The following is a 14,248-nucleotide window of genomic DNA, read 5'->3' on the forward strand; positions in this document are numbered from 1 at the left end:
CGGAACCACCTCGCCGCACACCCGGCTCAGCCGGCGGCAGCTCACCGTAGGGTTGGACGCATGAACGATCGCATGGTGTGGATCGACTGCGAGATGACCGGCCTCTCGCTGTCGGACGACGCGCTCATCGAGGTGGCCGCCCTCGTCACCGATTCCGAGCTGAACGTACTCGGCGAGGGCGTCGACATCGTCATCCGTCCGCCGGACTCCGCGCTGGAGACGATGCCGGACGTGGTGCGTCAGATGCACACCGCCTCCGGGCTGCTCGCCGAACTCGCCGGCGGCACGACCCTGGCCGACGCCGAGGAGCAGGTCCTGGCGTATGTGCGCGAGCACGTCAAGGAACCCGGCAAGGCCCCGCTGTGCGGCAACTCCGTCGGCACCGACCGCGGCTTCCTGCTGCGCGACATGCCGACCCTGGAGGACTACCTCCACTACCGCATCGTCGACGTCTCCTCGATCAAGGAGCTGGCGCGCCGCTGGTACCCGCGGGCGTACTTCAACAGCCCCGAGAAGAACGGCAACCACCGCGCCCTCGCCGACATCCGCGAGTCCATCGCCGAGCTGCGCTACTACCGCGAGGCGATCTTCGTGCCGCAGCCGGGGCCGGACTCCGACACGGCGAAGACGATCGCCGCGAAGCACGTTCTGCCTGCTCAGGAGGCGTAGGAGGGGTCCGTACAGGGGCGCCGTGAAAGCCGTGCGCGAGCACCCCTTCGGACCCTGTACACTTTTTCTCGGCCGGTCGGAGAACGACAGATCACGAACACCGGTCATGGTGGGTGTAGCTCAGCTGGTAGAGCACCTGGTTGTGGTCCAGGATGTCGCGGGTTCGAGTCCCGTCACTCACCCTCCAACAGTTCAAGGGCTGATCCGTGAAAGCGGGTCGGCCCTTGGCGTTTCCCGTCACCGGCTCGACGGGCCGCAGCAGCTTCGGGGGGGTACCCCCACCCCATGTCCGGAGGCCGGCTCCAGAGACCGGGCGGCCGCGGCTCGGTAGCGTCCGTTGCTCATGAACGGACTCCGATCCTTGTCCCGCCTCACCGCCACGCCCCGTCGGCAGGCCGGCTTGCTGGCCGCTCTGACCGGCGCCTGCCTCGTCGCGTTCTTCCTCGCGCCCAACGAGCTGGCGCGCGGTTCCGTCAGTACGGCGAACGTCGGCGAGGCCTTTCGGGAGGGCTTCACGGCGTACTGGGCTTCCGGCGGCCGGGACTTTCCCGCTCAGCTGGACACCACGGTCGCGTTCTGGTTCCGCTTCCACCTCGTCAAGGCGGGCGTGTCCGCGCTGCTGCTCGCGGTGGCGGCGGCCTTCGCCGTCGTCCTGTGGCGACACTCCCGGCAACGGGCGGCGGACGGGCGGGCGGCACGCCTCTCCCAGACCCTGGCCGGGGCCCTTGTCGGGACGGTCGGGCTGTTCGCCCTCGTGGCGCTCATGGCCAATCTGCAAGGCGCGGCGGCGCCGTTCGCGTCGCTGCTCCCCCTGCTGACGACCGGCCAGGACGGCGAACTCACCGCCGCCGTCACCGAGATCCGGCAGCAGCTCGCCGCCTCTCCCGACGGCCGGCGCTCCCCCGCCCTCACCGCGATGATCGACGACTTCGCCGTCTACCACGCCGTACTGGCCGCGCTGGCCGCCGTGGTCGCGTTCGCCCTGGCCGGTGCGAGCGTCATGGCCTGGAAGCGTTTCCGGGCGTCCGCCGACGCCCGGTCGAGGCGCTCGGCGCGCACGGCCGGCCTCGCCTCGGCGCTCCTGGCGGCCGTCGCCCTCGTCATCGCCGTGGCGAACACCATGAGCGCGGCGGACTCGGCCCAGGCCCTCAGCGGCTTCTTCGCCGGAGGGTGGTGAGACGAGAGGCGCGCCCTCCCGGGGTCGAACATCACGTTCGCGTGAATCGCGCCGATCGCCGCAACCACACAGCTCCTCCACGAGTCGTACAGGCGCACATCATCATTCACGCCTCGGGGAGATCATGAACCAGCACCACCAGCCCGGCTACGGAGCGCCCCAGCAGCCGGTATGGGGGCCACCGCCCCCCGCGCCGAAGAAGGCCTCCCCCGGGAAGATCATCGGTTTCGGCTGCCTCGGTGCGGTCGGCCTGTTCGTCGCCCTCGCCGTCATCGGCGCCATCGCCGGCGGCGGCGACGGCGGGAGCGGCTCCGTCAGCGGCTCCGACAAGGCGGCCTCGCCCACCGCCCGGAGCAGCGCCCCCGCCGCCCCGCGGGCGGCGGAGACGGCGGAGGCGGCCGAGGCGGACACGGCGAAGAGCGACAAGCCGGCGACCGCGAGCCTGCCCGACCTCAGGGGCAAGGGGCTTCAGTCCGCCCAGGACCAGGCCCAGGCCGCCGGCTTCTACCACCTCACCTCCCACGACGCTCTCGGCCGCGGCCGTATGCAGGCCTTCGACCGCAACTGGAAGGTCTGTTCCCAGACCCCCTCGGCGGGCGCCCACGCCACGGACACCGAGGTCGACTTCGGCGCGGTCAAGCTGGAGGAGGACTGCCCGGCCAAGGACGCGGGAGCCGTCCAGGAGGCCGGTGCCACGATGCCCGACTTCGGGGGCAAGTCCGTCAAGGTCGCCCGGCAGGCGCTCGACAGCAGTACTAGCATCACCGTCGAGGACGCCTCCGGAGACGACCGCATGGTCCTCGTCGAGTCCAACTGGAAGGTCTGCACCCAGACCCCGGCGGCCGGTGCCAAGCTGGACGGTCAGCCCGTGACGTTCACCGCGGTCAAGTTCGACGAGTCCTGCTGATCGGCCGCGTCCACCGCCCGGCCGGCTCGCGCCCTCGCGCGGGCGGGCCGGGCGCACGCCCTCACCCGGAGGTCGCCATCGCCCCGCTCCCGTACGCCGAACCGATCCGCACCTCGCGTCTCGATCTCGTCCCGCTGCGGGTCGAGCACGCCGAGGAGATGGCCGTCGTCCTGTCCGACCCGGCCCTGCACACCTTCATCGGCGGCAGCCCCGGCACCCCCGAGGCAGTGCGGGCCCGCTACGAACGCCTCGTCGCCGGCTCCCCCGACCCGTCCGTGTCCTGGTGCAACTGGGTCCTGCGGCTGCGCGAGGACGCGCGGCTCGTCGGCACGGTGCAGGCCACGGTCACCGGGGACTCCGTCGCCGAGATCGCCTGGGTGGTCGGCACCCCGTGGCAGGGCCGTGGGCTCGCCTCGGAGGCCGCCGCCGGGCTCGTCGCCCGGCTGCGGGAGCGGGGCGTCGGTACGGTCGTCGCGCACATCCACCCCGGCCACGGCGCCTCGGCCGCGGTCGCCGCGGCGGCGGGACTGTCCCCGACGGAGGAGGAACAGGACGGCGAGACCAGGTGGCAACTGCGCCTCTGACGCCGGTCGGGAACCGATCGGTCTAGGAGGAGGCCCTTTGCACCAGCTCCGTGGCCAGCACCACCTGCCTGCGCTCCAGGCCCCGTGACGCCGCCGGGCGGCGGTCCGCGATCTCCGACAGGAGCAGGTCGAGCATTCTTCGGCCCATCTCCTCGATGGGCTGGCGGACGCTGGTCAGGGGCGGGTCCATGTGGCGGGCTATGGCGGAGTCGTCGTAGCCGACGAGGGCGACGTCCTCGGGGATACGGCGGCCCGCCTCGCGCAGGGCCTGGCGGGCGCCGGCCGCCATGACGTCCGAACCGGCGAACACCGCGTCCAGGGAAGGGTCGCGGGCGAGCAGGTCGGTCATCGCGCGGTGGCCGCCCTCCTCGGTGAAGTCACCGGGCTCGATCAGGGACTCGTCCACCTCGTGCCCCGCCTCGCGCAGCGCGGCCCGGTAGCCGTCGACGCGCCGCTGGGCGCCGTAGACGTCGAGGCGGCCGGTGATGTGGGCGATGCGGCGACGGCCGCGGGCCAGCAGATGCTCGACGGCCGAGCGGCCGCCGCCGTAGTTGTCGGAGTCGACCGAGGGCAGCGTCTCCGCGGCGGAACGCGGGCCGCTGATCACCGCCGGGATCTCCAGCTGGGACAGGAGGTCGGGCAGCGGGTCGTCGGCGTGCACCGAGACCAGCAGGACGCCGTCCACCCGGTGCGCCGCCAGGTACTGGGCGAGCCGCCGCCGTTCGCGGTCGCTGCCCGCGAAGATCAGCAGCAACTGCATCTCGGTTTCGGACAGTTCGGCGCCCACACCGCGCAGCATGTCCGAGAAGTACGGTTCGGAGAAGAAGCGGGTCTCCGGCTCGGGGACGACCAGCGCTATCGCGTCCGTGCGGTTGGCGGCGAGGGCACGGGCCGCGGTGTTGGGGACGTAGCCGAGCTCGGCGACCGCCGCCTCCACCGCCGCGCGGGTCGCGTCGCTGACCCGGGGCGAGCCGTTGATCACCCGTGAGACCGTGCCCCGGCCGACGCCGGCGCGCGCGGCCACCTCCTCGAGGGTGGGCCGGCCACCGCTCCGGCCTCGCGCTCCGTGGCTTGCCATGGGCTCCGCCTTCCCGCCGTCGTCATCACCGCTGGCCTGGAATCTAACAGTCCTGCCCGGTCGGGAGGGCTGCCACCAGGACCGTCGTCGGCCGGACCCGCCCGGTGACGGCCTCGGCCGAAAAGCATCGGTCCCGCGGTTAGCTAACAGGCAGATAACTGAACGCGGCTCTCCGCGTCACCACCCTTGACACCCCCGCCCGAACCGACGACTCTTCAACACATCACTTGTGGGAGCGCTCCCACGGTACCTGACACATACACATCCCGCACGTTCCCCGCCCGAGCCGCAGCGAGAAACTAACGGGTCCAACCATGCAGTTGGCCGGGGGGTCGGCACGTCAGGGCAACAGGAGGACGCAATGCGAGCACGTACCCGAACCTCCCGCCGGGTAGTGGTCCTGGCGGCCGTCGCGTCGTTGGGCGCCGGGCTGCTGGCCGGTTGTGCCGACGACGGCGGCAACGAGGGTTCCGACGGTTCCTCGTCCGGCGACAGCAAGGGCAAGACCACGATCACGCTGGGCCTTTTCGGCACCATGGGCTTCAAGGAGGCCGGCCTCTACGCCGAGTACGAGAAGCTCAACCCGCACATCAAGATCGCCGAGAACGTCATCGAGCGGAACGAGAACTACTACCCGGCGCTCGTCAACCACCTCACCACCAACAGTGGCCTCCAGGACGTCCAGGCCGTCGAAGTCGCCAACATCGCCGAGGTCACCGCCACCCAGAGCGCCAAGCTCCAGGACATGTCCAAGGTTTCGGGCGTGAACAAGAGCAACTGGCTGGACTGGAAGTGGGCGCAGGCCACGACCAAGGACGGCAAGACGGTCGGTCTCGGCACCGACGTCGGCCCGATGGCCATTTGCTACCGCACGGACCTCTACCAGCAGGCCGGTCTGCCCACCGACCCCGCGGAGGTCGGCAAGCTGTGGGCGGGTGACTGGAACAAGTTCGTCTCGGTCGGCGAGCGGTTCAAGGCGAAGGCACCCAAGGGCACCTTCTTCATGGACTCCCCCGGCGGTCTGATCAACGCCATCCTCGGCAGCGAGGAGGAGAAGTTCTACAACTCCTCCGGCGAGGTCATCTACAAGTCGAACCGCGCCGTCAAAGCCGCCTTCGACCTGACCGCGAAGGCCGCCCAGCAGGGCCTGGTGCAGGCGCAGACGCAGTTCCAGCCGGCCTGGGACCAGACGATCGCGAACAACAAGTTCGCCACCATCGCCTGCCCGCCGTGGATGCTCGGCACCCTGAAGGGCAAGTCGAAGCCCGAGGCGTTCGGCAAGTGGGCCGTCGCGGTGGCGCCGAAGTCCGCCAACTGGGGCGGTTCCTTCCTCACCGTGCCCTCCAGCGGCAAGAACGTGAAGGAGGCCGAGAAGCTGGTCGCCTGGCTGACCGCGCCCGAGCAGCAGATCAAGCTGTTCAAGGTGCAGGGCTCCTTCCCGAGCGCACCGAGCACCTACACGTCGACGGACGTCACCGGCGCGAAGAACGAGATGACCGGTGACCAGAACATCGGCGCGATCTTCGCGGAGGCCGCGAAGTCCGCCCCCGTCCAGGTGATCGGCGCGAAGGACCAGATCATCCAGCAGGGTCTGTCGGACAACGGCGTCATCCTCGTGACGAAGGGCAAGTCGCCGGAGGAGGCCTGGAAGACGGCGACCAAGACCATCGACAACAACCTGGACAAGTGACCCGTATGGCCACCCGTCACCACACCGCCGCGCCCCCCGTGAAGGAGGGGGGCGCGGCCCCGGGCCGCCCGCCCGCCGCCCCCACGGAGGCGGAGCAGCGGCGCCGGGCCCGGCTCTCGCGCCGCTGGCAGCGGGACATCCGCTGGAGTCCGTACGCGTTCGTCTCGCCGTTCTTCCTGCTGTTCCTGGCGTTCGGCCTGTTCCCGTTGCTGTACACGGGATGGGCGTCGCTGCACCAGGTGGAGATGACCGCGCCCACCGACATGGACTGGGTGGGGCTGCGCAACTACACCCGGATCTTCGACGACGACTTCTTCTGGAACGCGGCGAAGAACACCCTCACGATCGGGATCATCTCGACCGTCCCGCAGCTGCTGATGGCGATGGGGCTCGCCCACATCCTCAACTACAAGCTGCGCGCCTCGACCTTCTACCGGGTCGCGATGCTCGCGCCGTACGCGACGTCCATCGCGGCCGCCTCGCTGGTCTTCGTGCTGCTGTTCGGGCGCGACTACGGCATGATCAACTGGGTGCTGGACATGGTCGGGATCGGCCCGATCGACTGGCAGAACGACAAGTGGCCGTCGCAGATCGCGGTGTCGACGATCGTCATCTGGCGGTGGACCGGCTACAACGCGCTGATCTACCTGGCGGCGATGCAGGCGATCCCGCAGGACCTGTACGAGTCGGCGGCGCTGGACGGCGCGAGCCGCTGGCAGCAGTTCCTCCATGTGACGCTGCCGTCGCTGCGTCCGACGATCCTGTTCACGGTGGTCGTCTCCACGATCGGCGCCAGCCAGGTCTTCGGTGAGCCGCTCCTCTTCGACGCGAACAAGGGCGCCTCGGGCGGTGCGGAGCACCAGTTCCAGACGCTGGGTCTGTACCTGTACGAGCAGGGCTGGGTGAACCAGCACCTGGGCCGGGCCTCCGCGATCGCCTGGACGATGTTCCTGATCCTCATCGTGATCGGCATCGTCAACTACGTCATCTCGCGCCGGCTGCGCGCCAGTAGTTAAGGAGTACGGCCGTGACGACGACCCTGACGAAGCCCGAGGAGGAGGCCGCGCCTCCGTCCAAGCGCATCCGCCGCCCGCGGTCCGCGCGGGCCGGCGGCCAGATGCACGCCGGGCCGATCGCCTACGTGATCCTGGCCCTGTTCACCATCGGCTCGCTGTTCCCGCTGGTGTGGACGGCGATCGCCGCCTCCCGTGACAACAACCGGCTGGCGCAGACACCGCCGCCGTTCTGGTTCGGCTCGAACCTCTTCGACAACCTTGACGTCGCCTGGAACGACGCCAACCTCGGCGAGGCGTTCTGGAACACGACGATCGTGGCCGGCACGTCGGCCCTGACCATCGTCTTCCTGTCGACGATCGCCGGGTTCGCCTTCGCCAAGCTGCGGTTCAAGGGCCGGGGCGCGCTGATGCTGATCGTCGTCGGCACGATGATGGTGCCGCCGCAGCTCAGTGTGATCCCGCTGTACATGATGGTCGCCAAGCTGGAGTGGACCGACCAGCTCCAGGCGGTGATCCTGCCGTCGCTGGTGAGCGCTTTCGGGGTGTTCTTCATGCGGCAGTACCTGCTCCAGGCGCTGCCGGACGAGATCATCGAGGCGGCACGGGTGGACGGCGCGAGCAGCTGGCGCGTGGTGTGGCACGTGGTGTTCCCCGCGGCGCGCCCCGCGATGGCGGTGCTCGGCATGCTGATGTTCGTCCAGACGTGGAACGACTTCCTGTGGCCGTTCCTGGTGCTGAGCCAGACCGGCAACCCGACCGTGCAGGTGGCGGTCGCGGGCCTGGGCCGCGGGTACACGCCCGACCAGTCGCTGATCATGGCGGGCGCGCTGCTGGGCACGCTGCCGCTGCTGCTGGTCTTCGCGATCTTCGGCAAGCAGATCGTCGGCGGCATCATGCAGGGCGCGGTGAAGGGCTGAGCCCACACCGTGCGCGCCGCCGCGGCGTGCGGGCCGAGGCCCCGCGCCGTACGACCCGCCGCGCCGTGCGGGCCGAGGCCCCGCGGCGTGCGGGGCCTCACCTCCGACCAGCGAGCCACACGAGCCCAGGCACATTCATATGCGACACACGCAACACATGCGACACAGCAGGGCCCTTGCAGCGACATCGTTTCCCCGGGGGCCGGGTCACCGCCGCCTCAGCCCCCTTGGCACCACTTCCCCCCAACCTCGTCGGTCTCGTGACCTCGACGACCACTCATGGGAGCGCTTCCATGCCTGAGTCCGCACAGTCGGCCACCCCGGTGACCTTTCCTCCCGCCTTCCTCTGGGGCGCCGCGACGTCCGCGTACCAGATCGAGGGGGCGGTGCGGGAGGACGGCCGCACCCCGTCGATCTGGGACACCTTCAGCCATACCCCGGGCAAGACGGCCGGCGGCGAGACCGGTGACATCGCTGTCGACCACTACCACCGCTACCGCGACGACGTCGCGCTCATGGCCGACCTCGGCCTGAACGCGTACCGCTTCTCCATCTCCTGGTCGCGGGTCCAGCCGACCGGCCGGGGTCCCGCGGTCCAGGTGGGCCTGGACTTCTACCGTCGGCTGGTCGACGAGCTGCTGGCGAAGGGCATCAAGCCGGCGGTCACCCTGTACCACTGGGACCTGCCGCAGGAGCTGGAGGACGCGGGCGGCTGGCCGGAGCGCGACACGGCGTACCGGTTCGCCGAGTACGCGCAGATCGTCGGGGAGGCGCTCGGCGACCGCGTGGAGCACTGGATCACGCTGAACGAGCCGTGGTGCAGCGCGTTCCTCGGCTACGCGTCCGGGGTGCACGCGCCCGGCCGTACGGACCCGGCGGCCTCCCTGCGCGCCGCGCACCATCTCAACCTGGCGCACGGCCTGGGCACCTCGGCGCTGCGTGCGGCGATGCCGGCCCGCAACCAGGTGGCGATCAGCCTCAACTCCTCGGTGGTGCGGCCGCTGTCGCGCACGCCCGAGGACCTGGCGGCGGTCCGCAAGATCGACGACCTGGCCAACGGCGTCTTCCACGGCCCGATCCTGCGGGGCGCGTACCCGGAGACGCTGTTCGCCGCGACCTCCTCGCTCACGGACTGGTCGTACGTCCTCGACGGCGACCTGCGGGCCATCAACCAGCCGCTGGACGCGCTGGGCCTGAACTACTACACGCCCACCCTGGTCTCGGCGGCGGACGCCGACCCGAAGGGCCCGCGCGCCGACGGCCATGGCGCCAGCGACCACACCCCCTGGCCGGGCGCGGACGACGTCGCCTTCCACCAGACCCCGGGCGACCGCACGGAGATGGGCTGGACGATCGACCCGACGGGCCTGCACGACCTGATCATGCGCTACAGCAAGGAGGCCCCGGGCCTGCCGCTCTACATCACCGAGAACGGCGCGGCCTACGACGACAAGCCCGACCCCGACGGCCGCGTCCACGACCCCGAGCGCATCGCCTACCTGCACGGCCACCTCAGGGCGGTCCGCCGCGCGATCGCGGAGGGCGCCGACGTCCGCGGCTACTTCCTGTGGTCCCTGCTGGACAACTTCGAGTGGGCGTACGGCTACGAGAAGCGGTTCGGCGCGGTGTACGTCGACTACGCGACCCTGACCCGCACGCCCAAGTCCAGCGCCCTCTGGTACGGCAAGGCAGCCAGGACCGGCACCCTGCCGGCCCTCGAGACCACCTGACCCGGGAGAGGGGAAGGGCGCGGCACACCGTGGGGGTGTGCCGCGCCCTGCCGTACGGGGTGCGGGACGACTACGTCTCCCCGAACAGCTTCTGCGGCTCCCGTGCCACGACCACCCCGCCCGGGGGGACGACGGCCGTGTTCTCCGGTAGTGGCCGGCCGGTGAGGAGGTCGACGGCGCCGGGGGCGAGCGGGATCTCGGCGCCCTGGCCGGTGTGGTCGAGGAGGAAGACGTAGTCGGCGTCGGTGCCTCGGCGGCGGACGGCTTCGACGCCGTCCGGGAGGCCGTCGACCACCGGCCGCACCCCGGCCTCGGCGCGGACGCGTTCCAGGAGCGCGGCCAGGGTGCCGGCGTCGGGGAGGGTGGCCAGGTACCAGGCCCGGCCCGCCCCGTAGGTGTGCCGGGTCACCGCCGGTACGCCGGCGAGGGGGCCGTCGGTGTACGTGGTCACCGCCTCGGCGCCGTCGAGGCGGACCCGCTCCGACCACAGGGACGCCCGGCCGCCGCCGCTCAGTCCCACCGGCTCACCCGGCAGCAACGGGAACAGCTCGTCGGTGCGCACGCCGAGGGCCTCGCGGAAGGCGCCGGGGTAACCGCCCAGCCGCACATGGCAGTTCTCGTCCACCGCGCCGCTGTGGAAACCGACGACGAGGGTGCCGCCGCGCTCGGCGAAGGACGTCAGATTGGCCGCGCCCGCGTCGTCCACCAGGTACAGGCCGGGGGCGAGCACCAGGCGGTAGGCGGACAGGTCGGCGTCGGGGCGGACGAAGTCCACGGCCACACCCGCCCGCCACAGCGGCTCGTACCAGGCGCGCACCAGGTCGAGGTAGCGCACCTCGGCGCTCGGCTGCGAGGGCAGCTCCAGCGCCCACCGGGCGTTCCAGTCCCAGACGACGGCCGTCCGCGCGGTGCTCCCGCTGCCCCGCACCTCCGCCAACGCCCGCAGGTCCGCGCCGAGTCGCACCACGTCCTGCCAAATCCGGCTGTCCGTTCCCGCGTGCGGCAGCATCGCCGAGTGCCACTGCTCGGCGCCCGCCTTCGCCGCCCGCCACTGGAAGTAGGCGATGCCGTCGGCGCCGCGCGCCACATGCGCCAGCGCGTTGCGCCGCAACTCGCCGGGGGTCTTGGCCCGGTTGACCGGCTGCCAGTTGACCGCGCCCGTCGAGTGCTCCATCAGCAGCCACGGTCCGCCCGCCAGCGACCGTGTGAGGTCGCCGCTCAGCGCGATGTCGATCTCCGACTCGGGGTCGGTGGAGCGCAGGTAGTGGTCGTTGGAGACGATGTCCAGCTCCGGCGCCCAGCGCCAGTAGTCCAGCGCGTCGAAGTTGTACATCACCATGAAGTTGGTGGTGGCGGGCGTGGCCGGGGCCGCCGCGCGCAGCACGTCCCGTTCCGCCGTGTACAGCGACAGCAGCTCGTCGCTGCAGAAGCGGCGCCAGTCCAGCTGGTGGGTGGGGTTGGGGACGGCGCCCGTCGCGCGCGGGGGCAGGATCTCGTCCCAGTCGTAGTACCACTGGCTCCAGAAGGTGGTGCCCCAGGCGTCGTTGAGCGCCGCCAGGTCGTCGCCGTAGCGGGCCCGCAGCCACCTCCGGAACGCCGCCGCGCTCGTGTCGCAGTGGCACTCCGCGTTGTGGCAGCCGTACTCGTTGTGGATGTGCCACATGACGACGGCCGGGTGGTCGGCGTACCGCTCGGCCAGGGCGCGGGTGATCCGCAGGGCGGCCTCCCGGTAGGCGGGGCTGCTCGGGCAGAACGTCTGACGGCTGCCGTAGGACAGCCGTCGGCCGTCCCGGTCCACGGGCAGCGCCTCGGGGTGGGCCGTGAAGAACCAGGCCGGCGGGGCCGCCGTCGGGGTCGCCAGGTCGGCGGCGATGCCGTGGGCGTACAGCATGTCGAGGATCCGGTCGAGCCTCGAGAAGTCGAACACGCCCTCCTTCGGCTCCAGCAGCGCCCAGGAGAAGATGTTGACGCTGACCATCGTCACCCCGGCCTCGCCCATCAGGCGCATGTCCTCGGCCCACACCTCCTCGGGCCACTGCTCGGGGTTGTAGTCGCCGCCGTAGGCGATGCCCTTGACTGCCAGCTTGCGGTTCATCGGGCGGCTCCCGACAGCAGACGGCGGGTGGTCTCCACGCCCCACAGGTCCAGGGAGAGCAGACGGTCGCTGGAGGCCACCAGGCCGCCCGTCGCCGCGACGTGGTCCGCCCAGCGCTCGCGGGTCTCCACGGCGGGGCGGGCCATCAGGCAGTCGGGGTCGTTGATCCAGAGCCGGCCGTGCTGCCACTGCCGTCCGATGCCGGTGAACTCGGCCGGGTCCTGGCCGGGCTGGCTGTAGTCGTCGGCCTCGGGGCGGCGGTGCGGGGCGGTGTCGGGGCTGACCCGCATCGCGTCGAACAGGCCGATGGAGGGCAGCATCGGGGCCCCGCAGCCCAGCAGGTACGACTCCGGCCCGATGGCGTCCCGGATCAGCCGGACGCCCTCGCGGTACGCCTGGAGCGCGTCGACCCGGGTGTGCCGTACACCGTCCAGGGCGCCCGCGTACAGGAAGTCGACCTTGAAGTAGTCGTAGCCCTCGGCGCGCAGGGTGCGGAAGACGTCCGTGAGGTACGCCGCCGCCCGGGGGTGGGTGGTGTCGAGGACGTTCAGGTCGTGTCCCCAGTTGCGGCCGGCGTGCGCGAAACCGCCGTCGAGGTCGCGGACCAGCCAGTCCGGGTGCTCGGCGGCCAGGTCGCTGGCCGGGTCGACGAGGAAGGGGGCCGTCCAGATGCCCGCCCGGCGGCCCCGGGCGCGGATGGCGTCGGCGATCCGGGCCCGGGAGCGGAAACGGCCGGAGAGGGTGAGCCAGTCGCCGAGGGCCTTCTGGTAGCCGTCGTCGATCTGGACGACGTGGACGGGCAGGTCGAGGGTGTCCATCGCCCGGAGGTTCTCGTGGATGTCGTCCTCGGTGACGGCGGTGAAGTACTCGTACCAGGAGCACCACACGGTCGGAGCGCGCCGTGGCGTGCCGAGGCCGAGGCCCGCCGCCCAGTCCGCCAGCATCGACTGGATGTCCGCGCCCTCCCACTCCTTCACCGGGCCGGTCGCGCTGATCTCCGCCCGCCGTCCGTGCACGGTCAGGCGGACGGACGGCACCTCGCGGGTCGGGTCCACCGCCGCCCACAGCCGGACGGGCGAGCCGTCGCCGGGGTCGAGCGCGAGCAGGCCCTCGCCCTGGAAGACGCCCTCGGGGACGGTGACGCCGGGCCGGTAGCAGACGGTCGCCCAGTTGGTGTTCGTCGGGCGGTGGGGGGTGTCGCCGAGGGCGTAGGCGCCGCTGGGGCTCCAGGACTGCCAGCCCTCCTCGTGGACGCGGGCCCGACGCGGGTCCACGGCGACGGAGGCGACCGGGGTGAACGGGTGGTGCACGGAGGTCTCTTTCACGAGAGGGGGGCGTCAGCCCTTGTTGGCGCCGAGCGTGAGGCCGCTGACGAACTGGCGCTGGAGCGCGAAGTACACGATCAGCGTCGGGATGGCGGTGAGCAGGGCGCCGGCGGCGACCAGGTTGGGGTCGGTGAAGTACTGGCCGGAGAGGTTGTTCAGTGCCGAGGTGATCGGCATGTTCTCGCCGGTGGAGATCAGCACGATGGCCCAGAAGAAGTCGTTGTAGATCCAGATGGACAGCAGCGTCGCCAGGGCCGCCATCGCGGGCTTGCACAGCGGCAGCACGATCTGCCAGTACAGCCGCCACACGGAGGCGCCGTCGACGAGCGCGGCCTCGGTCAGCTCGTGCGGCAGCGAGCGCATGTAGTTGGCCAGCACGAAGGCGCAGAACCCGGACTGGAACGCCACGTGGATCAGCACCAGGCCGAGGGCGGAGTCGTAGAGCTTGCCGCTCATCGTGATGCCCGGCAGGTCCACCAGGAGGTACAGGCGGTACAGCGGGGTGATGATCACCTGCTGCGGGAGCAGGTTGCCGGCCGTGAAGACCAGCAGCAGCGCGAGGTTGATGCGGAAGTCGAAGCGGCTGACGTAGAAGGCGACCATCGAGGACAGGAACAGCGTCAGCAGCACCGCCGGGACGGCGATCAGCAGGGTGTTGCCGAAGTAGTGCAGCATGTCCGACTGCTGGAACGCGTTCGTGAAGTTGTCGAGGCTCAGCTTGTCGGGCCAGGAGACATAGCCCTTGTCGCTGGTCTCCGCGTACGGGCGCATGGCCGCGAGGAGCGCCCACAGCAGCGGGCCGAGCCAGGCCAGGGCCGTGACCACGAGGAAGACGTGCAGCAGGATCCGGGCGGGGCGGACGGGGGTGCGCTGTTTCGTCACCAGGGCGTGGCTCATGCGCGCCGCTCCTTCCGGAAGGTCGCGATCAGGTAGGGGATGATCACGGCGAGGGAGATCACCAGCAGGACCACGGCGATGGCCGAGCCGTATCCGATGCGGCTGGACTCGCCGATGATGTTGTTGGTGACCAGGATCGACAGCAGCTCGGTGCCCTCGGCGC

General features: G+C 71.0%; 12 protein-coding genes, 1 tRNA gene and 1 pseudogene. 9 read left to right on the forward strand and 5 right to left on the reverse strand.

Annotated features, from left to right (window positions below; translation table 11 throughout):
* Window positions 1-60 precede the first annotated feature (60 nt).
* The 5 genes from orn to ALMP_RS21375 all read left to right on the forward strand — a co-directional run bounded on the left by orn (window position 61) and on the right by ALMP_RS21375 (window position 3,337).
* A complete protein-coding gene (orn, locus tag ALMP_RS21355) occupies window positions 61-669 on the forward strand; it encodes an oligoribonuclease (RefSeq protein ID WP_264930692.1) in 609 nt (202 codons plus the stop codon).
* Window positions 670-777: 108 nt separating this feature from the next.
* Window positions 778-852: transfer RNA gene (locus tag ALMP_RS21360), tRNA-His, on the forward strand.
* A gap of 160 nt (window positions 853-1,012) precedes the next feature.
* Entirely contained in the window at window positions 1,013-1,846 is an 834-nt protein-coding gene (locus ALMP_RS21365; RefSeq protein WP_264930693.1) for a tat (twin-arginine translocation) pathway signal sequence, read from the forward strand.
* 124 nt (window positions 1,847-1,970) lie between these two features.
* Window positions 1,971-2,753, forward strand: a complete 783-nt coding sequence (locus ALMP_RS21370; protein WP_264930694.1) for a hypothetical protein — start codon at window positions 1,971-1,973, stop codon at window positions 2,751-2,753.
* Window positions 2,754-2,830: 77 nt separating this feature from the next.
* On the forward strand, window positions 2,831-3,337 hold the full coding sequence (locus ALMP_RS21375; RefSeq protein WP_264930963.1) for a GNAT family N-acetyltransferase: 507 nt from the start codon (window positions 2,831-2,833) through the stop codon (window positions 3,335-3,337).
* 22 nt (window positions 3,338-3,359) lie between these two features.
* Here ALMP_RS21375 and ALMP_RS21380 read toward each other — a convergent pair whose 3' ends face one another.
* Window positions 3,360-4,415: a LacI family DNA-binding transcriptional regulator gene (locus ALMP_RS21380; protein WP_264930696.1), complete on the reverse strand. Its 1,056-nt coding sequence runs from the start codon at window positions 4,413-4,415 to the stop codon at window positions 3,360-3,362.
* A gap of 361 nt (window positions 4,416-4,776) precedes the next feature.
* Between ALMP_RS21380 and ALMP_RS21385 the strand changes: the two genes are divergently transcribed.
* The 4 genes from ALMP_RS21385 to ALMP_RS21400 all read left to right on the forward strand — a co-directional run bounded on the left by ALMP_RS21385 (window position 4,777) and on the right by ALMP_RS21400 (window position 9,768).
* Window positions 4,777-6,105, forward strand: a complete 1,329-nt coding sequence (locus ALMP_RS21385) for an extracellular solute-binding protein (RefSeq protein WP_264930697.1) — start codon at window positions 4,777-4,779, stop codon at window positions 6,103-6,105.
* A 5-nt stretch (window positions 6,106-6,110) separates the two neighbouring features.
* On the forward strand, window positions 6,111-7,121 hold the full coding sequence (locus tag ALMP_RS21390) for a carbohydrate ABC transporter permease (RefSeq protein WP_264930964.1): 1,011 nt from the start codon (window positions 6,111-6,113) through the stop codon (window positions 7,119-7,121).
* 11 nt (window positions 7,122-7,132) lie between these two features.
* Entirely contained in the window at window positions 7,133-8,038 is a 906-nt protein-coding gene (locus ALMP_RS21395; RefSeq protein WP_264930700.1) for a carbohydrate ABC transporter permease, read from the forward strand.
* A gap of 293 nt (window positions 8,039-8,331) precedes the next feature.
* Window positions 8,332-9,768: a GH1 family beta-glucosidase gene (locus ALMP_RS21400; protein WP_264930702.1), complete on the forward strand. Its 1,437-nt coding sequence runs from the start codon at window positions 8,332-8,334 to the stop codon at window positions 9,766-9,768.
* 70 nt (window positions 9,769-9,838) lie between these two features.
* Here the strand turns inward: ALMP_RS21400 and ALMP_RS21405 are convergent, their stop codons facing one another.
* The 4 genes and pseudogenes from ALMP_RS21405 to ALMP_RS21420 all read right to left on the reverse strand — a co-directional run.
* Entirely contained in the window at window positions 9,839-11,863 is a 2,025-nt protein-coding gene (locus tag ALMP_RS21405; RefSeq protein ID WP_264930704.1) for a beta-galactosidase, read from the reverse strand.
* A complete protein-coding gene (locus tag ALMP_RS21410) occupies window positions 11,860-13,173 on the reverse strand; it encodes a glycoside hydrolase family 36 protein (RefSeq protein ID WP_264930706.1) in 1,314 nt (437 codons plus the stop codon). Before ALMP_RS21410 ends, ALMP_RS21405 begins: the two co-directional genes overlap by 4 nt.
* Before the next feature lie 27 nt (window positions 13,174-13,200).
* A complete protein-coding gene (locus ALMP_RS21415; protein WP_264930708.1) occupies window positions 13,201-14,085 on the reverse strand; it encodes a carbohydrate ABC transporter permease in 885 nt (294 codons plus the stop codon).
* A pseudogene (locus ALMP_RS21420) lies at window positions 14,082-14,248 on the reverse strand (sugar ABC transporter permease); the annotation flags it as partial. The pseudogene ALMP_RS21420 and the gene ALMP_RS21415, both read right to left, overlap by 4 nt.

Origin of the sequence: Streptomyces sp. A012304, from assembly GCF_026008495.1 — a bacterium.
Taxonomy (GTDB): domain Bacteria; phylum Actinomycetota; class Actinomycetes; order Streptomycetales; family Streptomycetaceae; genus Streptomyces.